Genomic DNA, 26913 nt, shown 5'->3' with positions numbered 1-26913 from the left:
CGGGCCTTTTGCTTTGGCGCAGACAACCGAACGACTCACCAGCCGTGGAACCGCCCCCACGTCTGCACCGCACCGCGCGCGGATACCGCCTGGTACTCCGGAAACTGCGCACCGGTCGCGCACGCGTGGTTCGGCAGAATCCGCAGCTTCGTGCCGACAGGAAAGCGCTCCACCAGATCGCTCCGCACCGTGCCATCGCAGGCGGCCAGGATGCCGTGTTCCTGGTTCGCGCCAATCAGCATGAGCCCGTCGAACGGCGTGCCATCCAGCGCGCAGGGCTGCCCGTAGCCAAAGTCATGCGATTGCTTGGCGGTGCCGCGGTCACGGCTCATTGCCATCCAACCGGCGTCGACAATCACCCAGCCTTTCTCGGGCTGATGGCCGATCACAGCGGTGAGCACGCTCAAGGCAATCTCATCCATCGCACACACGCCTACGTTGTGCATGACCAGATCGAAGAACACGTAGACACCCGCACGCACCTCCGTCACGCCTTCGAGGTGTTCGGTGGCCAGCGCTGTCGGTGTGGAACCCACGCTCACGGCCGCGCACGGTATACCGGCCTCGCGCAGGCGCTGCGCCGCGCGCACGCAGCCGGCGCGCTCCTGCTCGGCCAAGGCGGCGAGTGCGGCGCGGTCGCTCAGGTCGTAGCTGGAGCCGGCGTGCGTCATCACGCCGCCCACGTCGATGCCGCCGTCTTGCAGGATGCGGCCGACCGCAAGTAACGCGTCCTGCTCGGGCGTGATGCCGGAGCGGTGGCCATCGGTGTCGACTTCGATCCAGACCTCGCAGCGCTCGCCGTGTGCGCGGGCATGGTCGACCATGGCGTGGGCCGCTTCCACGTTGTCGACAACGAGTTTGAGATCGCAGCCCTTGCGACGCAGCGCCATCGCACGCGGCAGCTTGCTCGCGACAATGCCCACCGCGTACAGGATGTCTTGGATGCCGGCGGCAAAGAACGCCTCGGCCTCTTTCAGCGTCGATACGGTGATGCCCGGCGCGCCAGCGGCGATCTGCGCGCGTACCACGTCGAGGCACTTGGTGGTTTTCACATGCGGGCGAAATTTCACGCCCAGCGCGTTCATGCGGTGCTGCATGCGCGCGATGTTGTGCTGCATGCGCGGCAGGTCGATCAGTGCGGCAGGTGTATCGAGGGCTTCGAGGGTGTCGTTCGTCATGGTGGTGTCCTTATCCTTGGGCAGCAAAACGGTGGGCCCAGGGCAGCAGGTCGTCCAGCGTGGGCGACGTGATTGCCGGCAACGCAGCGCCCTCGACCGGCGCCAGGCCAATGCGGTTGTGCCAGTAGGTGCGCAAGCCCACGGCGGCGGTGCCGAACATGTCGTAGCTGGAGCCCGCCACGAACGCAGCGTCAGCGGCGTCCACGCCAAGCTGATCGAGCGCCATGCGGTAGGGCTTCGGATCAGGCTTGTACACGCCCGCCTGCTCAGCCGTGATGACGACATCCCAATCCACCGGCAGCAGCGACGCCGCTTGCCGGCCCAACCGCTCCGAGCAATTAGTGACGACGGCGAGTTTGCAGTGCGGCCGCAGCCGCGTCAGCGCATCGATGGCGCCGCTCCACGGTTGGAGCTGGAGCCAGTTGGCTTCCAGCGCATCGGGTGCGGACCGCGGCAGGCCGACGTTCTGCGCGGCCTGTCGCACCAACGTTTCATAAGGGATATACGTACCGCAGCCATAGGTGAGCCGCAGATATTCGGCGCGCCACGTGCGGCCCACCTGTTCGGCACCGGCCGCCGCGTTCCACAACGACCACGAATCCAGCAGCGCCGTCAGCAAATCGAACAAAACGGCTTTCGGATAGCCGGAAGAAGTATCAGGAGAGACCACGCCATCACCCGCAACAGTGTCAATCGACGCGGCCAATTGTAGGCAGGGCGTGCCGGCTTTCGGTCAAGCCGGATTGATTCATAGATTCAGCGTAGCTTCATCATGCGCGCCACGGGGGCTGCGGCTTGAAGCGGCTTTGCAGGAACTGCATGAAGTGGCGCGTACGCTGTGGCAACCCCGCGCGGGCATGCGTAAGCGCGATCACGTTCGCGTCTGGCGGCTTCCAGCCCGGCAGCAGGCGCACGAGCCGGCCGGCGCGCACGTCGTCGGCCACATCCCATTCCGAGCGCAGGATCACGCCGCGCCCTTCGCAGGCCCAGCGGCGGATCACGTCGCCGTCGTTGCACATCAGCTTGCTGGGCACGCGCACGCTGCGGCTCGTGCGGCTTTTGTTGAAGTGCCAGAGCGAGACATCCTCCTTGTTCTCGCGCAGCACGATGCACGGCAGCGTGGCGAGGTCGTCTGGTGTTTCGGGCAACCCAAAGCGCTTCACCAACGCGGGCGATGCACACACCCAGCGCGCATTCGGCGCAATCGCGTACCCGACTAGGTTCGATACCTGCAGCGCGCCGATATGCACCACCACATCAAAGCGCTCGGCCGCTTCCGTGAGCGGCGCGTCGGAGAGCGTCAATTCGATGTCGACGTCGGGATGCTGCTGCTGAAACTCCGCAATCACGGGCGCCACATAGCGCCGCCCAAACCCCAACGGCGCGTTGACCTTGAGGGTGCCGACCAAGCCGCCCCGACGCGTGTGCAAATCCTCCGACAGCGCATCGAGCTGGCGGATCAGCTCGGCCCCGCGCTCGCACAGCAGTGTGCCCTCTTGCGTAAAGCGCAGGCTGCGCGCGGTGCGGTCGACAAGCCGCGTCCCCAGCTTCTTCTCCAACTGCTGCAGGCGCTGCGACACGGCCGATGGCGTCAAACCCAGCGCCCGCGCCGTCGCCACCAGGCTGCCGTTGTCCTGGATGGCGAGCAGAAAGCGCAGGTCGGCAGAGTCCGTCATCGTTCAGTCCTGTTACTTGCCGGCAAAGCGGTCGGTGGCAGCAAGAAGCTGGTCGAGGATGCCGGGCTCCGACCATGCGTGGCCAGCGCCTTCAATCAGGTGGAAGTCCGAATCGGGCCACGCTTGATGCAGCGCGTAGGCATAGCGCGCGGGGCACGGCATGTCGTAGCGGCCATGCACGATCACGCCCGGAATGCCCGCCAGCTTGTGCGCCTCGCGCAGCAACTGGCCTTCCTCCAGCCAGCATTGGTGCGTGAAATAGTGGTTCTCCAGGCGCGCGAAGGCCAGCGCGAAATGGTCATCCGCGTGCTTGGCGCTGTTGCTCGGGTCGGGCAGCAGCGTGATCGTCTCGCCCTCCCACACGCTCCAGGCGCGGGCGGCTTCGATCTGCTTGGCGGTATCCGCGCCGGTGAGGACTTTGCGGTACGCGGCAATCATGTCGCCGCGCTCGGCCTCGGGAATCGGTGCCTGAAAGCGTGCCCATTTCTCGGGGAACATCTCCGACACGCCGTACTGGTAGTACCAGCGCAGCTCCGCCTGCGTGACGGTGTAGATGCCGCGCAATACAAGCTCGCTCACCTGTTGCGGATATTTCTGCGCATAGGCGAGCGCCAACGTCGAGCCCCACGAACCGCCGAAGACCAACCAGCGTTCTACACCGGCAATCGCGCGCAGACGTTCGATATCTGCCACGAGGTGCCAGGTGGTGTTGGCCTCCAGCCCCGCATGCGGCGTGGAGCGGCCGCAGCCGCGCTGGTCGAACAGCATCACGTCGTAGCGTGCGGGGTCGAACAGGCGGCGGTGGTCGGCTGACACACCGCCACCCGGCCCGCCGTGCAGGAACACAGCCGGCTTTGCGCCCGGTGTGCCGACGCGTTCGTAATAGATGGTGTGGCCATCGCCCACGTCAAGCATGCCGGTTTCATACGGTTCGATGGGCGGATACAGCGTGCGCAGTGCGGTCGTGGCAGTCATGGGGATGGGGGGAGCGTGAACGGTGCTTGAGTGTAGCGCCGTTGCCCACGTTGCCTGCTGCCGCTCAGCGTGTGCGCGTGGTCGCCGCGATGTCGCGCAGCCACGGGCGCGTGTGCCAATGCGCCTGCTGGAACGCGTCGATCTCGCTCCAGCGCGCGAGCGTCGCGCCAATCATGTCCAGACCATGCAGGAACATGTGGCGATGCCGCTCCGACAGCGTGAACGGCACCGCCACGCTGTGGCTCTTCACCGTCATGGTCTGCACATCGATGGCGATGCGGTGCGTGGCCGGGTTCGCTACATCGGCCAGGATGCGTTGCACGTCGGCCGGGTCGAGCATCACCAGCAGCAGCCCGTTGTTCATCGCATTGCTGTAGAAGATCTCGCCAAAGCTCGGCGCGATGACCGCGCGAATGCCGAACTGCTGCAGCCCCCAGACCGCGTGCTCACGGCTGGAGCCGCACCCGAAGTTGCTGCCACCCACCAGGATGGACGCGCCCTGGTACGCCGGCTGGTTGAGGACGCAATCGCTGCGCGGTTGGTGATCGGCGTCATAGCGCAGGTCGTAGAGCAGCCCCTTGTCGAGCCCCGCCTTGTCGATGCCCCGCAGGAACTGCTTGGGCATGATCTGATCGGTGTCCAAGTTAGGCGTGGGCAACGGCGCGGCGATGCCTTCGATGTACGTGGCCTCAGGCATGCGTGGTCTCCGTGTGAGGTTGCGGCTGCGCTTGCAGTTTGCGGACGTCGGTGATGCAGCCAGTGATGGCCGCAGCGGCCGCCATGGCCGGGCTCATCAGATGCGTGATGCCGCCGCGACCCTGGCGCCCTTCGAAGTTGCGGTTGGTGGTGGAGGCACAGCGCTCGCCCGGCGCGAGGAAGTCGTCGTTCATCGCTAGGCACATCGAGCAACCCGGCTGGCGCCATTCAAAACCGCTAGCGATGAGCACATCGGCAATGCCTTCCTGCTCGGCCTGGCGACGCACCGCACCCGAGCCCGGCACGACCATCGCACGCACGCCGTCAGCCACACGTCGACCGCGCACGATGGCGGCCGCGGCGCGCAGGTCTTCTATGCGCGCATTCGTGCACGAGCCGATAAACACGCGCTGCACCGGTACGCCCTCGATGGGGCAGCCAGCTTGCAGGCCCGTGTAGCGCAGCGCCTGCGCAGACGCTGCGTCCGCCTGCGGCACCGTACCTGTCACCGGAATGGCTTGGTCCGGGCTGGTGCCCCACGTCACGTAGGGCGCGATCTCATTGGCGTTGAAGCAGTGTTCGGCATCAAAGTGCGCATCGGCATCGCTAAAGAGTTGTTGCCAGTCGGCCAGGGCTTCGCTTGCGCGGGTGTGCACCACGCCCCTCGCGTGCTCGAGCACATAGCGCGTGGTCTTAACGTCGGGGGCGATCAGCGCACCGCGCGCACCGGCCTCCACCGCCATGTTGCACAGGGTCATGCGCGCTTCCATCGAGAGCGCGGTGATGGCGCTGCCGGCAAACTCCACCACGTAGCCCCGTGCGCCCTGCGCGCCGATGCGGCTGATGATGTGGAGGATCAAGTCCTTGGCCGTGGTGCCCGTCGGCAGTTCGCCATCCACGTGGATGCGCATGTCCTGCGCGAGCCGATACACCAGTGTCTGCGTGGCCAGCACGTGCTCGACCTCCGAAGTACCGACGCCGAAACCCAGCGCACCGAATGCGCCATAGGTGGTGGTGTGGCTGTCGCCGCAGAGCACGACCATGCCGGGGCGGATCATGCCCAACTCGGGCGCAATCACGTGTTCGATGCCCTGCAGCGCGTCGTTGGTGTCAAAGAGGACGATGCCATGTTCGGCGCAGTTCTTTGCCAGGTTGGACGCCTGTAGCGCAGAGGCAGCATCCTCAATCACCCGCACGCGCACCGGATGCGTGGGGATGATGTGGTCCACCACCGCCATGTGCTGGCCGGGCACCGCCACCGTGCGGCCCGCCTCACGCAAACCCGCGAAGGCCTGCGGGCTGGTGTACTCATTCATGATGTGCAGATCGGCGTACAGCAGCACGTTCTGCGCATCGAGCCGGGCCACGGTGTGCGTGTCGACCAGCTTTTGATACAGCGTCTTTGCCATGCTTTCTCCATCTATGCGAATGGAGTCTAGCCGTGCACACTCTATTTATAATTAGCGAACTTCTTTATCTATTCTTCATTTCATTTAAATAATGGATCGCGTGTCGGATCTGGAGTTTTTCACCCGGCTGGTCAAGCAGGGATCGCTGGCGGCGCTGGCGCGCGAGTTGGGCTTGACGCCACCGGCGATCACCGCGCGGCTCGCACAGTTGGAAAAGCGCCTGGGCGTGCGGCTGCTGAACCGCACCACACGGCGGCTGAGCGTCACGCATGAAGGTGAGATCTACCTCGCGACCGGCGCGCGCCTGCTGGAGGAATTGGAAGCGCTGGAGCAGGCCGTTTCCAGCAGCCGTGGTACGCCCAAGGGCCTGCTGCGCGTGAACGCCACCTTCGGGTTCGGCCGCCGGCATATCGCGCCGGCCATCGTGGAATTTGCCCGGCGCTACCCGGAAGTGGAGGTACAGCTGGAGTTGACCGACCGCGCCGTCAACCTGGCTGACCAAGCGTTCGACATCGGCATCTGGTTCGGCACGGTGCCGGACTCACGCATGGTGGCGCGCAAGATCGTCAGCAACCGCCGGCTGCTGTGCGCGTCGCCCGGTTACCTCACGCGCGCCGGCATGCCGCAAACCCCGCGCGACCTGCAATCGCACCAATGCATCGTGCTGCGCGAGAGCGACGCGGCCTATGGCACGTGGTACCTGTCGCGGGGCAACAAGCAGGAGACCATCAAGGTGCGCGGCCCGCTCAGCACCAACGACGGCGAGACCGGCGTGCTCTGGGCGCTGGCCGGTTACGGCATCTTGATGCGCTCGGAATGGGATGTCCGCGCGCACCTCGACGCCGGGCGCCTCGTGCCCGTGCTGACGGACTGGGCGCTGCCCGTGGCGGATGTCTTTGCGGTGTATCCGGAACGCACGCACCTATCGGCCAAGGTGACGGCCTTCATCGATTTTCTGACGGCGTGGTTCGGGCGCGACGCGACGTGGAAGTGATCCATACATCGCCATGATGTCGTGCGGCGGCCACAAAACGGCAGCGACGGCGCAATCAATTTGCTGCGCCGCAATATTCTGACTAAGATTCGGGTATTCCCTGTTAGGGTTATCCCTATTCAATCGCTCAGAAAGGAGTCGCCATGAACACCGTCGCTCTCAACGCTGCCCCCGCCTCCCGCTTCGCCCGCTTCTGGCAAATCGTCCGTCGTGAAGCCGCCCGTGCCGTTGCTCTGCACGTGGAAAGCTGCGGCATGATGGCCGAGCTGTATCGCCGTTCGGGCCGCTAAGCCAGCCATTCAGCCCACGGGCATATTGCGTCGCACCATCCGCGGTGTGACGCTGCAGGCTCAGTTCAGGTCTCGCTCCACTGCCGCATGAGGTTGTGATACACGCCGATCAGCGTGCGGCGCGCAGTCTCGTCCGCACCGGTCTGGTTGAGCGTCTGGATGGCGTTGTCCAGGTCGAACAGCATGGCGCGCTGCGCATCATCGCGAATCAGGCTCTGGACCCAGAAGAAACTCGCCACGCGCACGCCGCGTGTGATGGGCGTGACTTGATGCAGGCTCGTCGCCGGGTAGATCACGAGGTCTCCGGCATTGAGCTTGACGCTGTGCATGCCGTAGGTGTCTTCGATCTGCAGTTCGCCGCCGTCGTAGCTGGCAGGGTCTGACAGAAACAGCGTGGCCGAGATATCGTTGCGCAGCTTGCGCCCGTCGTGCGGGTGGATACGCACACTGCCATCGACGTGCGCACCGAAGGTCATGCCCTCGCCGTAGCGGTTGAACATCGGCGGATACACCACGTTCGGCAACGCCGCGCTGATGAAGCGCGGGTGCCGCTCCAGCACGCTCAGGATGAGCTGCTGGCACTGCAGGGCCACTTCTGCGCCCTCGTCGATCTGCTGGTTGATCTTGACCGGCGCCCCCGAATAGCCGGCCGATACGCGGCCATCCACCCAGGCATCGCCCGCGTTATCGAGCAGATCGCGCAGCGCAGCCACCTGCGCGGCGTTGAAGACGTTTGGAATGCAGACGAGCATGGCGTTGGAAGAAACGGGGATGCAGCCGAGGGGCCATCCCCCAGGCGATTACATGCGATAGACCACCGACAGCATCGCCGCACGGCCAGTGCCCGGCACGGCACGGCCGCCATCGGACGGAATCAGCGCATCGTAATACGTCTTGTTGAACAGGTTGAACAGGTTCAGGCGCACGTCGTACTTGGGCTGGTGGTAGGCCAGCATGGCATCCCAGCGCACGAAGCCGCCGGTCTGCACGGTGTTGGTGTTGTTGGCGTAGCGCTGCGACATATAGAACGCGCCCGCGCCCACTTCCCAGTTCGGCAGGAAGGTATAGCTAGTCCACACCGTGGCCGAATGCTTGGGCGTGTTGGCCGGCACCATGCCCTGCGTGCCGGCGGCGATGCCGTTGACGATCTGTGCATCCAGATACGTATAACCCGCGAAGAGCTGCAACTTGTCGGTCAGGCGGCCCGTCGCACCCAGACGCGCGCCGCGCACCCGAATCTTGCCGGCCGAGACGTACGTCGTGCTGTCGACCTGCGTACGCGCGTTGTCCTTCGTGATCTGGAACAGCGCCGAGCTGACCGACAAGTCGCCGTTGAGCAAATCCCACTTACCGCCGGCCTCATACGACTTGTTCTTCTCCGGGTCCAGGTTCTGCTGGCCGGTGGTGCCCACCAGTTGCTCCAATGACGGGTTGAACGACGTGCCATACGACACGTAATACGACTGCCAATCCGTCGGCTGCCAGATACCGCCCAGGCGCGTGCTGACGAAGTTCACCGTCTGCTGCGCGTACGGCAGCGCCGTGATCTTGGCCGATGCCGGCGTGTTGGCCGAGTTCAGCGAGTTCGAAATGCTGGCGCTGTAACGATCAAAGCGCAGGCCTGCCACCGCCTTCCACTGCTTGGTGAACTCAATCGAATCGTTGAAATACGCCGCCACAGTGTTGGCCGAACCGCCCTGCAGATTGCCCAGCGTGGACGGCGCATTTGACGGCGACGTCGTGTAGTTCGGGCTGACCAGCGGCTCGCACGAGACAAAGCCGCTCGTCATGCTCGACTGCACCAGCGGCGTACCGTTGCACGAGCCGTTGCGGTAGTAGTTTTGGTTGTCGTAACCGTCGTGGCCGAACTCGGTGCCCACCAGCAGCGTGTGCTTGACCGAACCTGTGTCGAACTTGGCCGTCAGCTCGGTCTGGTTGAACAGCGAGTAATCGCGGATGCGGCGGTCGTGGCTTTGCAGGCGTACCCAAAGATTCGACAGCGGTAGCGCACTGCTCGTCACCGGCGTAAAGGCACCCGTCGCGCTGACGGTGCCCACCGAGTTGGGCGCCGTCTCACGCGCATCCGTCTGCACGTAGTTGAACTGCGTCTGATTGCGCAGGCGCAGGTTGGGCGAGAACTTGTGGTCAATGTTGGCCGAGAACGATGCCACGTCCTGCACGGTACGGTCATCCGTGTAGCCGTAGTACGTCTTCGGGCTCACGTTGACGGGGTGGCCGTTCAGGTTCGGCACGCCGTAGTCGGGCATGTCGCGGTTGTGCTGCAGCAGCGCGGACAGCGTCACCTCCGTCGGCGTGCCGATGCCAAAGCGCCACGATGGTGCGATGCCGATGTCTTGCACGGTCATCTCGTCGCGCGTGCTGGCCTTGCCGTTCTGCGCCATGGCGGCGATGCGGAAGGCAGACGTGTCAGAGGTAGGCGTGTTGACGTCGGCGGTGGCGCGCACCAGGCCATTGGTGGTGACCGAACCCGTGACTTCCGTGGCCGCCTTCAGCTTCGGTTTCTTGGTGACCTGGTTGATGACGCCGCCCGTGGAACCACGGCCGAACAGCATCGACGACGGCCCCATCAGCACTTCCACCGAATCAAGCGCAAACAAGTCGCGGTAGTACTGGCCACGATCGCGGAAGCCATCCAGATAGATATCGGTACGCGCCGAAAAACCGTTCAGGTTGATGTTGTTGCCGATCTGACCACCTTCGGCCGCCCCGATGGTGATGCCCGGCACATTGCGCAGTGCATCCGCCAGCGAGCTGCCGCCTTGGGCATCCGTCAGTGCCTTGGGCACGACCGTCACCGATTGCGGCACGTCGCGCAGGTTTTCGGGCAGCTTGGAGAGGGAGCTTTTGGCGGCGTTGTAGTCGTCACGCGGGGCGCTGGCCTTGACAACGGATTCCGGCAACGTGGTCGTGGCTGCCACTGCGGCCGACGACGTGGACTGTTGAGCGAGTGCGACGGTAGGCGTGGCAAACAGGGCCAGCAGCGCGCTGGCCATAGGCCGGCGGTTCAGACGGTTCGGGCGGTTCATTTGACGTGGTTTCTCCGGCGGCGCGCTTCTTTTTGGATGCCAGCCGCTCCGGAACGCCCTCTTGCGCCCGTGCCGCCGTGCACGAACGCACACTATGAATTGCGGACGCAAATATAAATGAGATCGATTCTCAATAGCAATACGAAGTCGCCATTTATCAGAAAAGTTCCCGCAATTTCCTTGAGAAGAGACGCATGCGCCGCGCTTTCCGGTGCGCGGACGGCAAAGCGTACCTATTTCTGCGTGCCACCAAAGGGGGGCGGCACGTGCTGCGCATCGTCACGATTGCGCGCCAGGGCCCGCGCATAGACCGAGGGGCCCTGGCTGCGTGTGCCGTCACATAGCCCGTGATGCACGCAAGCATGAGCGGCAGCACCACCTGATAGGACAGCGTCATCTCGAAGATCATCAAGATCGACATCAGGGGCGCGTGCGTGGTGGCCGCCAGCAGCGCGCCCATGCCCACCACCGCATAGCTGATGGGTACGGGCGCAGCGTCGGGCAACAACGCGTGCATGCCGGTGCCATACAGCAGCCCCAGCGCCGCGCCGCGCCGCAGAACAGCGTGGGCGTAAATACCCCGCCCACCGCGCCCGAGCCCGCACTGGCTGCCGTTGCCGCCACCTTGCAGATCAGCACCAGCGCCACCGTCTGCCACAGCCACGGCGCATGCAGGAAACTGTTGACCACGCTGTAGCCGTTGCCCCACACCTCGGGCACACGCGTCGACAACGCACCAACAATCAACCCACCTACCGCCAGCCGCAACGCCAGCGGCAACCGGGACCGCACAAAGAGATCGCGCGCGCGGTCGATCAGGCCGAGCAGCAACGGCCCCGCCATTCCCGCCGCCAAGCCGAGGCCGGCGTACGTCAGCACTTCCCATCCGGAAACGAAGTCGAAATGCGGCATGGCGTAGACCGCGCCATAACCGAAGAACTGGCGCACGACGATATCTGCGGTGACAGCGGCCACCAGCAAGGGCCCCAGCGTGGCCGTGGTGATGGCCCCGAAGACGATTTCGCAGACGAAGACCGCACCTGCAATGGGCGCGTTGTAGGCCGACGTGATGCCTGCTGCCGCACCGCACGCGACCAGCAAACGCAGTTGCTCCGCCGGAACCGGCATCCCCTGCCGCAGCACGCGGCCCAATAGCGAACCGCACATTGCCGCCAGTTGCACCATCGGCCCTTCACGCCCGATGGACGCGCCGCTGGCCACGGAACACAGTGACGATGCACTGCGTACCAAGCTCTGCCGCGCGCTGAGCACACCGTCGCCCACGGCAATCGCTTCCATATAGTCTTCCGCGCCCTTGCGCGGAATCCACTTCAAACCGATCTGCAACGTGAGCCCGGCCAGCAGACCACCCACAGTGGGCACCAGCAGGCGCGCCCACCACGGCAAGGCGCGCGCGGTGGCCACCAAACCCTGGTCTGTGCCGGACAGCCACCACTGCACTTGGCGCAGGCACTCCCGAAACAGGATCGTCGACAGCGCCCCCGCGCAGCCGATCACGCCGGCAAACACGAACACAAGATGCTCGCGCCCGAACGGCAACCGCGCAGCCACACGCCGCCATGCCGGGCGGGGTAGTTGATCGGGCGAGGGCGGCGGCAGATCGGTCATGGCAGTCCCGTGAACGGCGGACTGTCATGATAGCGGCGCACTATCCCGTCTTCAGGTCGACGCGCTGACGACGGCATCGGGCAACCAGGCCTGCGGCACATCGGCGCTGCGCTTGTTGGGCCCCCAGGCAATCACACGAACCTGCACCAAGTTCTCGATGACGAACGGGTCGCGCGCGACGATGGCGTCGACCTCTTCACGCGAGCCAGCGCGCGCCAAAATGCCACCGCCCTCGCGCGGAAAGAACGGCCCCGACATCAGGAAATGTCCGCTCGCGTAATGCGCGTCCAGGTGCGCGCGATGGGCGGGCAACACGCGATCCAGCGCCTCGAGCGGCGCGGTGTAAGTGAAAAGAATCAGGTACAGCATGCTGTGGGCTCCTTGTTGATGAGGTGACAGATCGAAAAACGAGACGCTTGCACCTCGCCGAGTGTCTCGCAGAAACGGGTACGCTTTGCGCAGAAACCCTGCGCGGCGTGTGGTGCTCAGGGGCGTAGGAGCAGCGCTCCGGAGGTTTGCCCCGCCTCCAGCGCCACGTGCGCAGCGGCCGCATCGTCCAATGCATACGCCCCACCCACCGGCACGCGCACGCCTTCGAGCATGCGCTGCAATGCCGCCTGAGCCCCGGCGCGGTAGTTCGCCAGATCGGCCATGTAGCGGAACACACCCGGGCGCGCCAGCGCAATGGATCGTGATGGCCCGAGCGCGGCGAGGTCCAACATGGTCGTCTGCGTGTTGCCGACGTCGCCAGCCTGGCCCCCGGTGAGCTGCAACACCGCCTCGCGCACATCCTGCTGGCGGTACAGCACGACGTGGTCCGCGCCATGGCCCAGCGCGATTGCGGCCTTGGCTTCGTTGCTGACCGTGCCGATCACGCGCGCACCCAGGCGCTTGGCCCACTGCACCAACAGCACGCCCAGGCCGCCGGCTGCGGCGTGTACGAGCACCGTATCGCCGGGGCGCAGTTGCCGTACCCGCGTCAGCAACATGTGCGCGGTGATGCCGCGTACCAAGGTCGCCGCCACGGTTTCGTCATCCAGCGTATCGGGTAAGGCAATCGCGCGTTCAGCGGGGAGAGTGCGGTGACTCGTGTAACCGCCGGGCGCGCCGTCCATCAGCCCGGCCCACGCCACACGCTGGCCAATCACAAAGCCGCGCACGTCTGACCCCAGGGCCTCCACCACGCCAACGCCCTCCACACCGAGCACCGCCGGAAACGCCGGCACCGGATACAAGCCCGTGCGGTGATACACATCGACAAAGTTCACGCCGACCGCCGTGTGCCGCACCGTCAATGCACCCGGCTCAGGTGGCGGCAGCATCAGGTTTGCAGGCTGCAAACCCAATGCTGGACCGGGTTCGCGGAGTTGAATCACCTTGGCGTGCATGGCAAATGTCCTCGCAGAATTGGGTACGCTTTTCGATTTTCGGGATGACGCGGTCTGCGTTCGTCACGTTGTGCAACAAGCGTATTCCGTTCAGAATTACCCGGGAATTCCTAAAAACTGATCACTTTCTGTGCAAAAAGGCCCGGATCGGCCAAAAAGCGCCCGCGCGCAAGCGCGTGCGGCAGCGGCCGAACCCTCCTCTTCCTTGCAGTGGGATGACGTGCGCTATTTCCTCGTGCTGGCGCGCGAGGGGAGCCTGTCGGCCGCTGCCCGCCGTCTGGAGGTGGAGCACACCACCGTCGCGCGGCGTGCCGATGCGCTGGAGCAATCGCTCGGTGTGCGATTGTTCGACCGCCTGCCGCGCGGCTGGCGATTGACCGCAGAAGGCAGCGCGCTGGCAGAACGCGCCGAACGCATGGAGCAGGAAGCGGCCGGCTTCGCACGTGCGGCCGCCGGTGCGGGCAGCCTGCGGGGGACGGTGTGCATCTCGGCCCCGCCCACGGTGGCTAGCCACGTGATCGCACCGAACTTGGCAACGCTGCGTCGGCAGTGGCCGGGTATCGACGTGGTCTTGCTGGGTGAGAAGCGCAACGCCAACCTGATGGCGCACGAGGCTGACCTGGCGATCCGCCTGTCTCGGCCGACGGCTTCCACACTGGCCACCCGGCCGCTGGGCAGTCTCGGGTACGGCCTCTATGCAACGGCCGAGGTGCTCGCTCGCCCCGAAGCGGAGTGGGAGTTCATCGGCTACGACGAAGGTTTGCGCCACGTGCCGCAGCAGCGCTGGCTGGATGCGTACGCGGGTGAACGCCGCATCGTTTTACGCTGCAGCGATCTGCTCGCCATGCATCAGGCAGCGCTGGCCGGATTGGGCGTGGCAGCGCTGCCGCACTTCCTCGGCGCGCCCGCAGAAACGGGTACGCTTTTGCGCCGACTGCCCGTCGATGACCCCGCGCTGCACCGTGAAATCTGGCTGGCCATTCATCCGGACGTGCGCAGATCACCGCGTGTGCGCGCCGTGGCCGACGCCTTGATCGCGCTATTCGACACACAACGACACGTTTTGGCGGGGCATTGAACGCACGCAGAAACGGGTACGCTTTCGCGTTTTCGGGCACGCAGAAACGGGTACGCCCGGCAATAAAAAACCGGCGCTAGCAAGCAGCGCCGGTTGTGCGGAGTCGCGTCGGCCCTCAGCCGCCCAGATAGGCTTCGAGTACGCGCGGGTTGCCCAGCAGATTCTTCCCGCTGTCCGCCAGCACGATCTGGCCGGTTTCGAGCACATAGCCGTGCTGCGCGATCTTCAGCGCCTGCCGCACGTTCTGCTCGACCAGGAAGATCGTCAGCCCTTCGGCGTTGATGGTGCGCAGGATGCGGAAGATCTCCTGCACGATGATCGGCGCCAGGCCCATCGACGGTTCATCGAGCAACAGCACACGCGGGCGGGCCATCAGCGCGCGGCCGATGGCGAGCATCTGCTGCTCGCCGCCCGACAGGTTGCCGGCCAGGCCATCGATGCGCTCCTTCAGCCGCGGGAACAGGTGGAACACGCGCTCGAGATCCGAGGCGATCTGACTCTTGTCTTTGCGGGTGTAAGCGCCCAATTCCAGGTTCTCGCGCACCGTCATCGTGGTGAGCGTCGCGCGACCTTCGGCCACCTGCACGATGCCGCGTTCCACGCGCTTATGCGCCGACCACTGCGTGACGTCCTCGCCCTCAAACAGGATCTGGCCGCGCACCGCGCCCTGCGACTTCGGGATCAGCCCCGACAGCGCCAGCAGCGTAGTCGACTTGCCCGCGCCGTTGGCACCCACCAGCGAGGTGATCTCGCCGGTCTTGAGCGCAAAGTCGATGCCCTTGACGGCCGCGATGTGCCCATACGACACATCCAGCCCTTTGACTTCCAGCAGCGTGGTCATGCCGTCTCCTTCTGCGCGGCATTGCCGTCGGCTTCATCGTCATCATCGCGGCCCAGATAGGCCTCGATGACTTGCGGGTTGTTGCGGATCGCGTCCGGCGGCCCTTCGGCGATGATGCGGCCGAAGTTCAGCACGGCAATGCGTTCGCACAACCCCATCACGAAGCGCATGTCGTGCTCGATCATGAAGATCGTGTAGCCGCGCGCCTTGATGTTCTCGATCTCGGTCATCAGGTCGACCTTCTCGCCCGTGTTCATGCCGGCGACGGGCTCGTCGAGCAGCAGCAGCTTGGGTTCGGTGGCCAAGGCGCGTGCGAGTTCGAGCTTGCGCTGGTCGCCGTACGACAGGTTGTCGGCAATGTCATGCGCCTTGTGATCGAGCTTGACCCACGAGAGCAGCTCCAGCGCACGGTCGCGCGCGCGGCGCTCGGCAGCGCGGTACTTGGGCAGCGAGAACAGCAGCCCCGGCGCGCCGTAGTCCAGATGCCGATGCATGCCGACCACGACGTTCTCCAGCAGCGTCATCTCCTTGAAGATACGGATGTTCTGGAACGTGCGGGCGATGCCCATCTGCGTGATCTGGTGCGGCTTCTTGCCGACGAGGTTGTCGCCGTTGAAGGTAAGCGAACCGCCCGTGGGCGTGAGCAGCCCGGTGATCAGGTTGAACACCGTCGTCTTGCCCGCGCCGTTGGGGCCGATCAAACCAAAGATCGAGCCCTGCGGCACTTCGATATTGACGTCCTGCAAGACCGACAGGCCGCCAAAACGCTTGGAAATGGATGCGAGTTTCAGCATGGCGGCCTCAGTGCGATTCATTGGAAGCAGCCGACGCGCCGGGCATGGTGCCTCCGCGCTTCATGCCGAACCAGCGCGCAAAACGCGCCGGGTCCCAAATGCCCTTAGGCAGGAACAGCACGATCGCCATCAGGATCACGCCGTTGACGACCAGGCGGAAATCCTTGAACGCGCGCAGCAGCTCGGGCAGCAGCGACAGGATCAGGCTACCGAGCACAGGGCCGGTCAGGCCGTTGGTGCCGCCCAGAATCGTCATCGTGAGGATTTCCACGCCGCGGTCGAAGCCGAATTCGTTCGGGCCGATGAAGAACGTCAGGTGCGCGTTCAATGCGCCCGCTAGGCCGGCGATGGCTGCACCCAACACGAATGCCAGCAGCTTGGTACCCGCCACGTTGATGCCCATCAGGCCCGCGGCGGTTTCGTCTTCCTTGATGGCCTCGAACGCGCGGCCCACCTTCGAGCGGCGCATGCGCGCCAGCACGAACAGCGTGGCCAACACGGCCACTGCCACATGCCACCACTGCGTGAGCTGCGGAATGCCGTTCAGGCCCAGCGCGCCGCCGGTCCAGTCTTCGGTGTTCAGGATCAGCACGCGCACCACTTCACCAAAACCCAGCGTGGCCATGGCAAGGTACACACCCGACAGCCGCAGCACCGGCACGCCGATGACGAGCGCCACCACAGCCGGCGCCGCCATGCCCCCGGCCAGCGCCACTGAAAACGGCATCTCGGCATTCATCGTCAGCAACGACGCGGTGTATGCGCCAATGCCCATGAAGGCCGCATGCGCCATCGCCAGCAAGCCGCACGACAGCGTCAGATAGATGGACAGCGCCAGCAGCGCGTTGATGCCGAGCGTCAGCACCAAGTTGCTGTAGACCGACCAGAAATTGTCGAACCATTCCATGTCGGTCTCCTTATGCCTTGCGTTCCAGCACCTTGCCGAACAGCCCTTGCGGCCGCACCAGCAGGATCAGGAACAGCAGACCGAACGCCACCGCATCACGCATGGTCGAGCCGATGTAGGCCACCGACAGCACCTCCGCAAACCCGAGGAACAGCCCGCCCAGCATGGCCCCGCGAATGTCGCCCAGGCCACCCAGGATGATGACCGCGATGCCCTTATGCAGCATCGGCTGGCCCATCAGCGGGAACACGGCATTGGAGTACAGGCCAATCAGCACACCCGACAACCCACCCAGCGCAGCCGCCGCAAATGAGGTCAGCAGGAACAGCCCTTCCACGTTGATGCCGAGCAGCGCCGCCGCTTTGGGCGACTCCGCAATCGCCCGCAACGCACGACCGAGTTGCGTGCGCTTGAGCAGCAGCATGAGCCCGGCCATCAGCACAAACGACAGCACGATGATGCCGAGTTCAAGCGGCGTGAGGTGGATGCCGCCCAAGTCCAACGACGCATCCGACACGAGCCCCGCCGGAAAGCGCATGTTCTCCGCACCGAACACGCCCTGCATGGCGTTGTTGATGGCGATGCCCGCGCCGATGGTGGCGATCATCGGGATCAGGTGAGGTGCGTTGCGGCGACGCAAGGGTCGCAGCAGCAACACATCGATGATGAGCCCGGCCACGCCGCTCACGACAAAGCCGACGGCCAGGGCCGCCCAGAGCGGCAATTCAAAGTGGTTCACGACCTGCAGCGCCGCATAGGCACCCAGCATGAACACCGCGCCGTGCGACAGGTTGATCACGCCCAGGATGCCGAAAACCAGCGTGAATCCCAGGGCGAACAACGCATACACGCAGCCGAGCGACAGCGCATTGACGAGTTGCTGTTCCAGCATGATGAGTCAGATGAAAGTGTGGCGAGGTACCACAAAAAAGCGATGGGGCGTAGGTTTAGCTACGCCCCGCGGTTCGGTTCAAAGCCAATCGAAGGTTACTTCTCGATCGTGTACTTGCCGTTCTTGGTCACGCTCACGATCGGCGTCTGCACCGCGTCGTAGCCGGCCGGTTTGCCGCGTGCCGTCACCTGGCGGAACGCAAACGCGCCGGTCGCACCCGTGTGCTTGACCGCCGGCAGCGCATCGCGGATGGCCTTGCGATCGGCTTCCAGGTTGCCGCTGAACTTGACCGTCTTCAGGGCCTTGCTGGCGATGTACATGGCGTCATACGCCTGCGCCGCAAACTGGTCCGGCGCTGCCTTGTACTTGCTGGTGTAGGCTGTGATGAACTTGCTGTTCTCGGCCGTGTGGTTCTCGATCGACCACGGGCTACCCACCCACAGGTTGTCGGACTTGTCCTTGGCCAGGTCGAAGATCTTGACCGAGTTCATGCCGTTGCCGCCGATGATCGGCACGTTCAGACCAAGCTGGCGCGCTTGCACCATGATCGGACCGCCCTCGGCAATCAGCGCCGACAGCACGATCGCATCCGGATTCGTCGCCTTGATCTTGGTGAGTTGGGCCTTGAAGTCCACGTCGCCCTTGGCGAAGGTTTCGGTGGTCGTCACCGGAATCTTCAGGTCTTCGAGCGCCTTCTTGAAGTTGTCGTAGCCGCTCTTGGTGAAGACGTCGTCATTACCGTACAGCACGGCAACCTTCTTCACGCCGGCCTTCTTCACCACGGTCTGGATGGTGGCCGGCAGCACGTCGGCTTCGGTCACGGAGTTGCGGAAGACGAAATCGCCAATGCTGGTGATGCCATCTGCCGTGTTGGAGGTGCCGAACGCGACGGTCTTGGCAGCCTGCGCGATCGGGTCAGCCGCCTGGGCTGAGTTGGACAGCGTGGGGCCGAACACCATCGCCACCTTGTCCTGGAAGATCAGCTTCTTGAAGACGTTGATGGCCTCTTCCTTCTTGCCTTGCTCGTCTTCGATCACCAGCGCGATCTTGCTGCCGTTGATGCCGCCAGCGGCGTTGATCTCGTCAGCGGCCAGTTGGAAGCCGTTGCGGATGGCCACGCCGTACTGGGCTGCGCCGCCCGACAGTGCTTCGGCCACGCCAATCTTGATGTCCTGGGCCGCGATTGCCGCGTCCGTTGTGATTGCCGCCCCCGCAGCCACTGCCGTCAACAGCAGCTGTTTGATCGTCTTTTGCATGTGAACCTGCTCCTTGTTATCCGTCGCGATTGCGATGTTCCGAAGAGTGCGTTGGCCCAACACCGTCGCTCCCCCCCATGCGCCCTGCATCGCGTCCGGCCGCTCGCTTGCCGTGGACCGCTCTGTCGACATGGACAGGCAGACATCGGCAAACCCCACCGATGCACGATGCCGGATCAGGCTGGTGCAGCGGAAAGTTGCGTCGGAGAGTGAAGCGAAGGCGCCGTGGGTACAGCGCGCTCATGCAACGCGCCAGGGTGGCCGGCGCGCGCAGTCAGTCGCGGGACTTTACCGGAAAGCGTACGACCGTGCGATAGGGAATTGTCCGCCGCCCGGCCTGGGGGGCTGATATTGCGTCGCAACATCAGAGAGCGATGCAGCTGCTTTTTCGGCAAAGCGTACCCAATTCTGCGTGGCTGGTAACCGCGCAGAATCAACCGGTGGACAGCTCATCCGCGCTGACAAACAAACCCTTGCCGCGCGACTTGGCTTCATACAACGCCTCATCGGCGGCTTCAAACACCACGCTTTGCGCCAGCGTGTTGGCGTCGAAACCGGCAATGCCGATGCTGGCCCCGATCTGCACGGTCGCCTCGCCCAGCCGGAACGGCCTGTTGCACACATGAAGAATATTGGCGGCCACCGTCTTCGCGTCGTCTGGCAACGGCAAGCGCTCCAGGATCACGGAGAACTCATCGCCACCAAAACGCGCCACGCCGTCGTATGGGCGCACGGCGCGCGCCAGACGTTGCCCGAACGTGCGCAGCAGCACGTCGCCCACGGCATGGCCATACGTATCGTTGACGATCTTGAAGCCGTCGAGGTCGATCAGGAGCAGCGCACCGATGGCGTTCTCGGCGCGCGCCTGGCTCAGGGCGGCGGTCAGGCGCTCTTCAAAACCCGCGCGATTGAGCAGGCCCGTCAGATGGTCCGTGGTGGTCAGCGCGCGCAGGCGCAGCTCCTGTTTCTTGCGCTCAGTAATGTCGAGCGTGACCGAATGCACGCCCGCCACGTGCCCCTGCGCGTCGAACTGCGGCAGGTAGTTGATCTCTTCGCAGCGGTACGTGTCGCGGTTGCGGTGCTCTTGCTCGAAGACGACGGTCTCGCCGGCCAGGGCGCGGTGCAGCGCGTCGCGCACGAGGTGGTAGTTCTCGTCGCCCACAACCTCGCCCACGGTCTTGCCCAGCATGGCGGCAGTGGGCTCACCGTAGGCCTTTTCGTAGGCGGCATTCAGGAAGCGGAAGCGCTCGTTGGTATCGATAAAGGCGACCAGCGCGGGCATGGCATCGGTCACCGTCTGCAGCGTTTCGCGGCTGCGCTGCAACGCCTCCTTGGCAGCCCGATCCTGCGTGATGTCGCGCATGATGGACGAGAAGTACTCCATGCGCCCGGCCGGATCACGGTGCGCAATGAGCATGTGGTTGATCGGCACCACCTGGCCTTGCGCGCCACGCACGGTGGTCTCGCCAATCCACACGCCGTCGCGCACGGCGGCAGGCACGGCCACTTCACGCAGCCAGTCCATCGTTTCATGTGGGTAGAAATCCGCGACGGTCATGCCACGAATGTCCGCATCCGGTGCAATGCCGGCAAAGCGGCGGCCGGCGGGGTTCATGTAGGTGACGTTGCCGTTTACGTCGGTCTGCGCAACGAAGTCGGTGGTGGAATCGAGGATCTTCGTCAGCACGCGGGACGCCTGCTGCGCGCGCGCTCGCACGGTGATGTCTTCAATGGTGCCAACATGACCCATCACCTTGCCATCCACGCGCACCGGTGCCGTGTTGACCACCACCAGACGTTCGCCCATGCCTGGCACCATTACGCGCTGCTCGGCGCTGTAGGCGGTGCCATGCAGGATGGCATCGTGCCAGCCGGCCATGGCGGCGTCGCGATCATGCGGATGCTGGCGCGCAAGCCATGCCTGCGCCAGCGTTTCTTCGTATGTCACGCCCAGCAACCGACGGTAGGCCTCGTTGGCGTAGACAATGCGGCCTTCGGTGTCGGCACGGAACAGGCCCAGCGGAGAGGCATCGTTGACCGCCTCCAGTTCGGCGCGTTGGCGCGCGACCTCGCCCATCAGCTTGTGGAACGCCGTCGATACCGCGTCGATTTCGGCCGAGGCATCCTCCAGCGCAAGCGGCGGCGCATCGCGCAGGTCGGTGCGGGAGAGTTGCGTCATGGCGGCGTGCAGACGTGCCAGCGGACGCAACAACCACAGCATCGCCGCCCACACCGAGACACCAATCAAGACAGCCAGCACCAACAGCGACAAGCGGAAACGCTGGTGCATGGCAAAGAGCTGCCGATTGGCCTCGGCGCCAGGCAGCACGGCGCCCAGCGTCCAGCCCGTGGCGATGACGTCCTGCGTGGCCACCACGTCGGCCCCGGGTTGCGGCGGCGTGGCCGGGTCCGCCCGGAACGCTGCGGCGATAGCCGGATCCGCATCCAGCGGGGCGAGCACCTTGTCGGCGTCGGGGTGCACGATAAAGACCGGGTTCGCGCCACGGGCCACCAGATAGAAGTGCCCCGTATGCCCGATACCCATATCGCGCAACACGCCAAGAAAGTTGGGCTTAAGCAAGAGCAGCGTGGCACCGATCAATCCGACCAGATGTCCGTCGTTGTCATGCACCGGCGCGGCCATGATGATGATCGGTTCGCCGCCCACGCGGTTACGCAACGGCGCGGAGATGGTGGGCTGATCCACCACCATGACGGCCTTGAAGTAATCCCGGTCCGTAATGTCAACGCCCACGACGCCTGGGCGATGCGTGGACGTGGCCGTCACCTTGCCCTGCGCGGTGGCAAGGAACACCCCGTCAAACAGACCACTGGTCGGCTCGATGGACTGATAGAACGCCGCTTCCTGTTCCGGCGTATCGAACTGCACGGTGCGCATCTGCCGGGCCGTGCGTTCCAGCACGCCCAGGTAGGTATCGAGCCGCTGCTTCAGATCGGCCGCGGACTCCTTCACCAGCGCAGTCTGCTGCGACTGGATCTGCGCCATCATCTCGCGGCGGATTGGCTCGCGCTGCGACCAGCCGAACAGACTCACCAGCGTCACGCTGATGACGGTCGCCATGATCGCCGCCTGCGACTTCAGGGTGAGTTTCATCGAACGGTAAGCTGGCGCCGCCGCCCTCGTGGCCGGCCAGCAATGTTAGAAGCACTTGCCATAGTGCGCCGCCCCGCGAACCTTGTCGAGCCGGGCGCACGCGGGGTGGCCGCCTAGCGACGCGCGCAGACGTAGGCGGCCGAACGTGCCGCCAGGGTGCTCGGGCGGATGCGCATCCAGTGGGCGCCGGCTGCGGTATCGGTATCGAGGGTGGCGCCGTCCGGGCCGCGCACCACGTAGTCGACCAGACGAATGCGCTGGCGACGGCAATCGATCTCCTGGCGGGAGAGGATCATCGTGCCGGGGCGATAGCGAGCGCCATGGGCACGGCGCTCGCCGCGCTTGAGTACGGTGCGCGCCAGAAACGTCTTGTGGCCTGTGTGGCTTGAGCGCAGCGAGGTGCGATCGATGGAAGCCGACACCGCCGTGGTGGTCAGGTATTCGTGCCAGCGCGCGGCGTGGGCAGGTGCAGCCATACCCAGGGCGCCCATGCTGGCGCCACACACCCAGATCCACCGCCACATCATGCGTTTCACGACCGTCCGCCTTGCCATGTCAAGAATCGCGGCACCTTGCTGCCGCTGGGCTGCATTGTAACAACCGGTTCGCAAGACGCGCGCCCGGGTGCCTCGGGTAGCATGCGGGCGATCTGATCTACATCACACTCGCCCATGCCAACGGTTTCCGTATCTGCCCTGACCGCCCACGCGCTTGCTGCCTTGCTGATCGCCTGTACACCGATCGCCGCCTGGCTGTGGCTGCGCCGCCGCTTTACGCTGGCGTGGCGCGACATCGGCGTAGGCGCGGCGGTGTTCATCGTGTTTGCACTGGTGCTGGAACGCGCACTGCACCTGTATCTGCTGCAGGTCAATCCGGTGACGGCGCAATGGCTGCGCGCGCCCGCGCTGTACGTGGTCTATGGCGCGCTGATGGCAGGACTGTTTGAGGAAACGGGCCGCTGGCTGGGCTTGCGCTTTCTCACACGCAAACCCGGGGATGCGGCCACGCCGGTGGCCTACGCGCTCGGGCACGCCGGCATCGAAGCGTGGCTGATCGGCGCGACTTCGCAGGCGCAGATGGTGATGTTTGGCGTGGCCGCCAACCGCGGCGAGCTGGATGCGCGCCTAGCCGCCAGCGGCGCCGAAGCCATGACCAGCACGATCCACGCGATGCTCGCGGAGCTCTCCCCGTGGCTGGCCACCGGCGCGGTCGTGGAGCGCCTGGCCGCGATGCTGGTTCAGTTCACGCTGACGCTGGTGGTATGGCACGCGGTACGCCAACGGCGCTTCGCCTTGGTGGTGCTGGCCGTGCTGCTGCATGCGCTGGCCGATCTGCCCGCCGCGCTGTACCAAGTGCACGCGATGCCGCTGGCGGTGACCGAAGCCATCTACGCTGTCATCGCTGTCTTGCTGGCGGCCACGTGCTGGCCCCCGCAGGGCGGTAGAAAGATCGGCGAATCGTCGCTGCGTTAGTGATTAGCGCGGAAGCGCTCTGGCTCGATGCCGTGCCGATTGAGCTTGTCGTACAGCGTCTTGCGCGGCACGGCCAGCAGATCGGCGGCGCGTGCGACGTTGCCCTCGGTGGCACGCAATGCCTCTTCGATGGTGGTGCGCTCGACGGCCATCATGCGGCCGGCCAGTGAGTGCTGGCTCGCCTCGGACGCGACCAAGCCATCGTCCAAGCCGAGGCAGAAGCGCTCGGCCACGTTCTTCAACTCGCGCACGTTGCCGGGCCAGTCGTGGTGCTGCCAGCGCATCATGTCCTGTGCGGACCAGTCCGGCGCCGCACGCTCGTAACGCACCGCCGCCTGTTGCAGGAAATACGCCATCAGCAGTGGGATGTCTTCGGCGCGCTGGCGCAGTGGCGGCAACGCAATCGACACGACGTTCAGCCGGTAGTACAGGTCCGCGCGGAACTGGCCGTGGTCGGACGCCTCTTTCAGGTCCACCTTGGCAGCCGCCACCACGCGGCAATCCACCGGCACGCTCGTGTTGCTGCCCAGCCGTTCGATACTGCGCTCCTGCAGTGCTCGCAGCAGCTTGGCCTGCAGCGCTAGCGGCATTGATTCGATTTCGTCGAGGAACAGCGTGCCGCCATCAGCGTATTCCATCTTGCCGATGCGGCGGCGGTTGGCGCCTGTGAAAGCGCCCGACTCGTGGCCGAACATCTCGCTCTCGAACACGGATTCCGGTAATGCCGCGCAATTGAGCGCCACGAACGGCCCGCGCCGCCGGCTGCCTTCGTGGATGGCGCGCGCGAGTACTTCCTTACCCGAGCCGGTCTCGCCCATGACGAGGATGTCGGCATCGGTGGGCGCCAGCGCAGCGACAAGCCGGCGCACGTTCTGCATGGCCGCGCTCTGGCCGATTAATGGGTACGCCTGCCTGCCCTGCAAGGCCTCGCGCAAGCGCAGGTTTTCGGAAGTGAGCCGGCGCTTTTCCAGCGCGCGCCGCACCACGTCGACCAGGCGCTCGGAGTGAAACGGCTTCTCCATGAAGTCGTAGGCGCCGGCACGCATGGCCGCCACGGCCATCGTCACATCGCCATGGCCGGTGATGAGGATGACGGGCAACTGGCGATCGTGCTGCAGCATCTCGCGCAACACCGCCAAGCCGTCGCGGCCGGGCAGACGCACGTCGGTGACGACGACGGCGGGTGTTTGCGTGGCAAGCGCCGCCAACGCGCTTTCTGCATCGGCGAAAGACTGCACCGGCACATCCGCCAGCGTGAGTGCTTGCTCGCAGCCCAGGCGCACCACGTCGTCGTCTTCGATCAGGAAGACAGGCGCGTGGTCCAGGGCGGCGAGGTCGGGAGAAACGTTTTCAGGCATGCGGTTTTACGACGCGTTCCAGTTCGATGACGAATTCTGCGCCGCCAGCGCCATCCTGCGCGTTGCGGCCGATGAGCCGGCCGCCAAAATCTTCAATGATCGCCAGCGAAATCGCCAGCCCGAGGCCGAGCCCCAGGCCGTCGTCCTTGGTGGTGAAGAAAGGCTCGAAGAGGCGCGGCAGTACATCGGCAGGAATGCCGGGGCCGAAGTCACGCACGGTAATGCGTACCCAATTCTCGATAGGCTCGACGCCCACATGTACGGTGGCGGATTCGCGTTTTGGCGCCTCGGTGGTGGCGTCAATGGCATTGCGGATCAGGTTGACGAGCACCTGCTCCAACCGCACCGCGTTGGCCCACACAGCGAGATTCGCTTGCACCGGCGGTGCCGTTACTGTCACGCCCACTTGGCGGCGGCGCGTCTCGACCAGCATCAGCGCCTGGCGGATGGCCTCGTCCACCGAGACGGCCGCGCGCGCAGCATCACCCTTGCGCGAGAACGCCTTGATATGCGAGACGATGCGGCCCATGCGCTCCGCCAGCTGGCTGATGTGCGTGAGGTTGCCGCGTACCTCGTCGATGCGGCCACGCTCGGCGAGCTGGTTGGCATTGTCAGACAGCGTGGTCAGCGCGGTGAGTGGTTGGTTCAATTCGTGCGTGATGCCAGCGGCCATCTGGCCAAGCACCGCGAGCTTGCCGGCCTGCACGGCGGCGTCGCGCGTCTCGCGCAGGATGCGCTGCGCGGCGTCGAGCGCTTCCACCTTGCCGGCGAGTGCGGTGTTGGCGGAGGTCAACTCGGCGGTGCGCTGGGCGATGCGCGCCTCCAGATCGCGCTGGACTTCGCGCAAGGCGTCGCGTGCACGGCGTTGCTCTTCACGACGGCGAGTGCGTAGGCGCAACGCCACGAGCACCGCGAAGGCCAGCGCCATCGCAAATGCGGCGCTGGCACCAGCCACCAGGGCGGTGCGCTGCTCGTCGCGCGGGTCGATCAGCACGGCAACTTGCCAGCCGAGCAACCCCACCGGCCGGTACTGCACGCGCAGCGTCGATGCCGATTTTCCGTGCAGCGCCACGCGTACGGTCTCGGGCGGATGGTCCGCAGAAAAGGGTACGCTCCCGGCGCTTCCGTCCTCCATGCCGAGCGGCGTGAGGGTGTGCGGCGCGTATTGGCGCGTCGCATCCAGGGCGGTTTGCTGTTCGGGGCTCAACGTACCGAGCGTGCGGTATTTCAACGCGGGCACCGAACTCAGGAAGATTACGCCATGGCGATCAACCAGCAGCACCGTATCGCCGCTGCGTGACAGCGTGGCCTCGAACGCGTCGAGGTTGACCTTCACCACCACCACGCCGATGGCCTTGTTGTCTTCACGCACCGGCGCGGCCACGAAGTAGCCCGTTTCGCCCGTGGTATTGCCGACACCGTAGAAACGGCCGAGCCCTTCGCGCATGGCCTCGACAAAGTACGGGCGGAACGCGTAGTTCTGGCCGACGAACGAGGTCGGCAGGTCCCAGTTGCTGGCCGCGATCGTCAGGCCGGTCGTATTGATCAGGTGGGCGGCGGCCAGATCGGTCGCCGCCTGGACTTCTTTCAGATAGGCGTTGGCCGCGCGACGCGTAACAGCATCACCGGCCTGGGGATTCTCTTGCAGTGCGACGTGCAGCACATGTTCCAACGCTGCCAACCTCGGCAGCGATTCATACCGCGCCAGCGTGCTGCGTAGGTTTTGTGCGTAGAAGGTGGTGCGCTGGCCGGCCTCTTCAGCACGCGTGGCAACGTAGCGTTGCAGGGCGATGGCGTAGGCGCCCCACCCTGCCGCCGCGCAGCACGCGGCCATGGCCAGTGCAACAGCCAGCCGCCAGCCGCGCCCGCGTGCAGGTTGGGCAAGGTCGGCGTGGCCGTCGGATGAGGTCATGAAAGC

The 26913-nt window shown here is 65.1% G+C and carries 23 protein-coding genes and 1 pseudogene; 4 read left to right on the top strand and 20 right to left on the bottom strand.

Features of this window, described 5'->3' with window-relative positions; genetic code table 11:
• Positions 1-35 precede the first annotated feature (35 nt).
• The 6 genes from ACN9M1_RS24415 to leuC form a co-directional block, all read right to left on the bottom strand.
• Entirely contained in the window at positions 36-1178 is a 1143-nt protein-coding gene (locus ACN9M1_RS24415) for a DSD1 family PLP-dependent enzyme (protein ID WP_426399444.1), read from the bottom strand.
• Positions 1179-1188: 10 nt separating this feature from the next.
• On the bottom strand, positions 1189-1848 hold the full coding sequence (locus tag ACN9M1_RS24410; RefSeq protein WP_426399443.1) for an HAD-IA family hydrolase: 660 nt from the start codon (positions 1846-1848) through the stop codon (positions 1189-1191).
• 100 nt (positions 1849-1948) lie between these two features.
• Positions 1949-2854 (bottom strand): LysR family transcriptional regulator, encoded by a 906-nt coding sequence (locus ACN9M1_RS24405; protein WP_426399442.1) that lies wholly within the window; start codon positions 2852-2854, stop codon positions 1949-1951.
• Between the two features lie 12 nt (positions 2855-2866).
• The gene (gene pip, locus ACN9M1_RS24400; RefSeq protein WP_426399441.1) at positions 2867-3829 is read right to left on the bottom strand and encodes a prolyl aminopeptidase; all 963 of its coding nucleotides are present in this window, start codon (positions 3827-3829) and stop codon (positions 2867-2869) included.
• Between the two features lie 64 nt (positions 3830-3893).
• Complete coding sequence (gene leuD / locus ACN9M1_RS24395; RefSeq protein ID WP_426399440.1) at positions 3894-4526, bottom strand: 3-isopropylmalate dehydratase small subunit; 633 nt, start codon at positions 4524-4526, stop codon at positions 3894-3896.
• On the bottom strand, positions 4519-5934 hold the full coding sequence (gene leuC / locus ACN9M1_RS24390) for a 3-isopropylmalate dehydratase large subunit (RefSeq protein WP_426399439.1): 1416 nt from the start codon (positions 5932-5934) through the stop codon (positions 4519-4521). Before leuC ends, leuD begins: the two co-directional genes overlap by 8 nt.
• A gap of 91 nt (positions 5935-6025) precedes the next feature.
• On the opposite strand from leuC, the gene ACN9M1_RS24385 reads away from it, so the two are divergent.
• Together ACN9M1_RS24385 and ACN9M1_RS24380 are read left to right on the top strand one after the other, a co-directional pair.
• On the top strand, positions 6026-6928 hold the full coding sequence (locus tag ACN9M1_RS24385) for a LysR family transcriptional regulator (RefSeq protein ID WP_426399438.1): 903 nt from the start codon (positions 6026-6028) through the stop codon (positions 6926-6928).
• A 143-nt stretch (positions 6929-7071) separates the two neighbouring features.
• Positions 7072-7218, top strand: coding sequence for a hypothetical protein (locus ACN9M1_RS24380; RefSeq protein ID WP_426399437.1), 147 nt, complete (start codon positions 7072-7074; stop codon positions 7216-7218).
• A gap of 65 nt (positions 7219-7283) precedes the next feature.
• Here the strand turns inward: ACN9M1_RS24380 and ACN9M1_RS24375 are convergent, their stop codons facing one another.
• The 5 genes and pseudogenes from ACN9M1_RS24375 to ACN9M1_RS24355 form a co-directional block, all read right to left on the bottom strand.
• Positions 7284-7970 (bottom strand): Fe2+-dependent dioxygenase, encoded by a 687-nt coding sequence (locus ACN9M1_RS24375; RefSeq protein WP_426399436.1) that lies wholly within the window; start codon positions 7968-7970, stop codon positions 7284-7286.
• A gap of 48 nt (positions 7971-8018) precedes the next feature.
• The gene (locus ACN9M1_RS24370) at positions 8019-10265 is read right to left on the bottom strand and encodes a TonB-dependent receptor (RefSeq protein WP_426399435.1); all 2247 of its coding nucleotides are present in this window, start codon (positions 10263-10265) and stop codon (positions 8019-8021) included.
• Between the two features lie 233 nt (positions 10266-10498).
• Positions 10499-11894: pseudogene (locus ACN9M1_RS24365) on the bottom strand (ClcB-like voltage-gated chloride channel protein).
• A gap of 51 nt (positions 11895-11945) precedes the next feature.
• A complete protein-coding gene (locus ACN9M1_RS24360) occupies positions 11946-12263 on the bottom strand; it encodes a YciI family protein (protein WP_426399434.1) in 318 nt (105 codons plus the stop codon).
• A 116-nt stretch (positions 12264-12379) separates the two neighbouring features.
• On the bottom strand, positions 12380-13282 hold the full coding sequence (locus ACN9M1_RS24355; protein WP_426399433.1) for an alcohol dehydrogenase catalytic domain-containing protein: 903 nt from the start codon (positions 13280-13282) through the stop codon (positions 12380-12382).
• Between the two features lie 205 nt (positions 13283-13487).
• Here ACN9M1_RS24355 and ACN9M1_RS24350 point away from each other — a divergent pair, with 205 nt between their 5' ends.
• On the top strand, positions 13488-14360 hold the full coding sequence (locus tag ACN9M1_RS24350) for a LysR family transcriptional regulator (protein ID WP_426399432.1): 873 nt from the start codon (positions 13488-13490) through the stop codon (positions 14358-14360).
• Between the two features lie 115 nt (positions 14361-14475).
• On the opposite strand, the gene ACN9M1_RS24345 is transcribed toward ACN9M1_RS24350, so the two are convergent.
• The 7 genes from ACN9M1_RS24345 to ACN9M1_RS24315 form a co-directional block, all read right to left on the bottom strand.
• Entirely contained in the window at positions 14476-15201 is a 726-nt protein-coding gene (locus ACN9M1_RS24345; RefSeq protein WP_426399431.1) for an ABC transporter ATP-binding protein, read from the bottom strand.
• Complete coding sequence (locus tag ACN9M1_RS24340) at positions 15198-15995, bottom strand: ABC transporter ATP-binding protein (protein ID WP_426399430.1); 798 nt, start codon at positions 15993-15995, stop codon at positions 15198-15200. The genes ACN9M1_RS24345 and ACN9M1_RS24340 overlap by 4 nt, the downstream gene beginning before the upstream one ends.
• Before the next feature lie 7 nt (positions 15996-16002).
• Positions 16003-16902: a branched-chain amino acid ABC transporter permease gene (locus ACN9M1_RS24335; RefSeq protein ID WP_426399429.1), complete on the bottom strand. Its 900-nt coding sequence runs from the start codon at positions 16900-16902 to the stop codon at positions 16003-16005.
• A 10-nt stretch (positions 16903-16912) separates the two neighbouring features.
• The gene (locus tag ACN9M1_RS24330) at positions 16913-17794 is read right to left on the bottom strand and encodes a branched-chain amino acid ABC transporter permease (protein WP_426399428.1); all 882 of its coding nucleotides are present in this window, start codon (positions 17792-17794) and stop codon (positions 16913-16915) included.
• A 95-nt stretch (positions 17795-17889) separates the two neighbouring features.
• Complete coding sequence (locus ACN9M1_RS24325) at positions 17890-19050, bottom strand: ABC transporter substrate-binding protein (protein ID WP_426399427.1); 1161 nt, start codon at positions 19048-19050, stop codon at positions 17890-17892.
• A gap of 433 nt (positions 19051-19483) precedes the next feature.
• Positions 19484-22165 carry a PAS domain-containing protein gene (locus tag ACN9M1_RS24320; protein ID WP_426399426.1) on the bottom strand — a complete coding sequence of 894 codons (2682 nt, stop codon included), beginning with the start codon at positions 22163-22165 and terminating at the stop codon, positions 19484-19486.
• Between the two features lie 113 nt (positions 22166-22278).
• Complete coding sequence (locus ACN9M1_RS24315; RefSeq protein ID WP_426399425.1) at positions 22279-22719, bottom strand: surface-adhesin E family protein; 441 nt, start codon at positions 22717-22719, stop codon at positions 22279-22281.
• Positions 22720-22836: 117 nt separating this feature from the next.
• On the opposite strand from ACN9M1_RS24315, the gene ACN9M1_RS24310 reads away from it, so the two are divergent.
• Positions 22837-23637 carry a YhfC family intramembrane metalloprotease gene (locus ACN9M1_RS24310; protein WP_426399424.1) on the top strand — a complete coding sequence of 267 codons (801 nt, stop codon included), beginning with the start codon at positions 22837-22839 and terminating at the stop codon, positions 23635-23637.
• Here the strand turns inward: ACN9M1_RS24310 and ACN9M1_RS24305 are convergent.
• Entirely contained in the window at positions 23634-24995 is a 1362-nt protein-coding gene (locus ACN9M1_RS24305; protein WP_426399423.1) for a sigma-54-dependent transcriptional regulator, read from the bottom strand. The genes ACN9M1_RS24310 and ACN9M1_RS24305 overlap by 4 nt on opposite strands.
• Positions 24988-26907: a sensor histidine kinase gene (locus ACN9M1_RS24300; RefSeq protein WP_426399422.1), complete on the bottom strand. Its 1920-nt coding sequence runs from the start codon at positions 26905-26907 to the stop codon at positions 24988-24990. Before ACN9M1_RS24300 ends, ACN9M1_RS24305 begins: the two co-directional genes overlap by 8 nt.
• Positions 26908-26913: the final 6 nt, after the last annotated feature.

Origin of the sequence: Ralstonia sp. R-29, from assembly GCF_049913345.1 — a bacterium.
Taxonomy (GTDB): domain Bacteria; phylum Pseudomonadota; class Gammaproteobacteria; order Burkholderiales; family Burkholderiaceae; genus Ralstonia.
Note: the sequence above shows the minus strand (reverse complement) of the source record. Positions and strands in the feature narration are given on the sequence as shown.

What these genes read in the sequence shown, in the direction of transcription:
- ACN9M1_RS24415 (WP_426399444.1), bottom strand. Translation starts at nt 1,178, where the DNA reads ATGACGAACGACACCCTCGAAGCCCTCGATACACCTGCCGCACTGATC.
- ACN9M1_RS24405 (WP_426399442.1), bottom strand. Translation starts at nt 2,854, where the DNA reads ATGACGGACTCTGCCGACCTGCGCTTTCTGCTCGCCATCCAGGACAAC.
- pip (WP_426399441.1), bottom strand. Translation starts at nt 3,829, where the DNA reads ATGACTGCCACGACCGCACTGCGCACGCTGTATCCGCCCATCGAACCG.
- leuD (WP_426399440.1), bottom strand. Translation starts at nt 4,526, where the DNA reads ATGCCTGAGGCCACGTACATCGAAGGCATCGCCGCGCCGTTGCCCACG.
- leuC (WP_426399439.1), bottom strand. Translation starts at nt 5,934, where the DNA reads ATGGCAAAGACGCTGTATCAAAAGCTGGTCGACACGCACACCGTGGCC.
- ACN9M1_RS24385 (WP_426399438.1), top strand. Translation starts at nt 6,026, where the DNA reads ATGGATCGCGTGTCGGATCTGGAGTTTTTCACCCGGCTGGTCAAGCAG.
- ACN9M1_RS24380 (WP_426399437.1), top strand. Translation starts at nt 7,072, where the DNA reads ATGAACACCGTCGCTCTCAACGCTGCCCCCGCCTCCCGCTTCGCCCGC.
- ACN9M1_RS24375 (WP_426399436.1), bottom strand. Translation starts at nt 7,970, where the DNA reads ATGCTCGTCTGCATTCCAAACGTCTTCAACGCCGCGCAGGTGGCTGCG.
- ACN9M1_RS24370 (WP_426399435.1), bottom strand. Translation starts at nt 10,265, where the DNA reads ATGAACCGCCCGAACCGTCTGAACCGCCGGCCTATGGCCAGCGCGCTG.
- ACN9M1_RS24360 (WP_426399434.1), bottom strand. Translation starts at nt 12,263, where the DNA reads ATGCTGTACCTGATTCTTTTCACTTACACCGCGCCGCTCGAGGCGCTG.
- ACN9M1_RS24355 (WP_426399433.1), bottom strand. Translation starts at nt 13,282, where the DNA reads ATGCACGCCAAGGTGATTCAACTCCGCGAACCCGGTCCAGCATTGGGT.
- ACN9M1_RS24345 (WP_426399431.1), bottom strand. Translation starts at nt 15,201, where the DNA reads ATGACCACGCTGCTGGAAGTCAAAGGGCTGGATGTGTCGTATGGGCAC.
- ACN9M1_RS24340 (WP_426399430.1), bottom strand. Translation starts at nt 15,995, where the DNA reads ATGCTGAAACTCGCATCCATTTCCAAGCGTTTTGGCGGCCTGTCGGTC.
- ACN9M1_RS24335 (WP_426399429.1), bottom strand. Translation starts at nt 16,902, where the DNA reads ATGGAATGGTTCGACAATTTCTGGTCGGTCTACAGCAACTTGGTGCTG.
- ACN9M1_RS24330 (WP_426399428.1), bottom strand. Translation starts at nt 17,794, where the DNA reads ATGCTGGAACAGCAACTCGTCAATGCGCTGTCGCTCGGCTGCGTGTAT.
- ACN9M1_RS24325 (WP_426399427.1), bottom strand. Translation starts at nt 19,050, where the DNA reads ATGCAAAAGACGATCAAACAGCTGCTGTTGACGGCAGTGGCTGCGGGG.
- ACN9M1_RS24320 (WP_426399426.1), bottom strand. Translation starts at nt 22,165, where the DNA reads ATGAAACTCACCCTGAAGTCGCAGGCGGCGATCATGGCGACCGTCATC.
- ACN9M1_RS24315 (WP_426399425.1), bottom strand. Translation starts at nt 22,719, where the DNA reads ATGGCAAGGCGGACGGTCGTGAAACGCATGATGTGGCGGTGGATCTGG.
- ACN9M1_RS24310 (WP_426399424.1), top strand. Translation starts at nt 22,837, where the DNA reads ATGCCAACGGTTTCCGTATCTGCCCTGACCGCCCACGCGCTTGCTGCC.
- ACN9M1_RS24305 (WP_426399423.1), bottom strand. Translation starts at nt 24,995, where the DNA reads ATGCCTGAAAACGTTTCTCCCGACCTCGCCGCCCTGGACCACGCGCCT.
- ACN9M1_RS24300 (WP_426399422.1), bottom strand. Translation starts at nt 26,907, where the DNA reads ATGACCTCATCCGACGGCCACGCCGACCTTGCCCAACCTGCACGCGGG.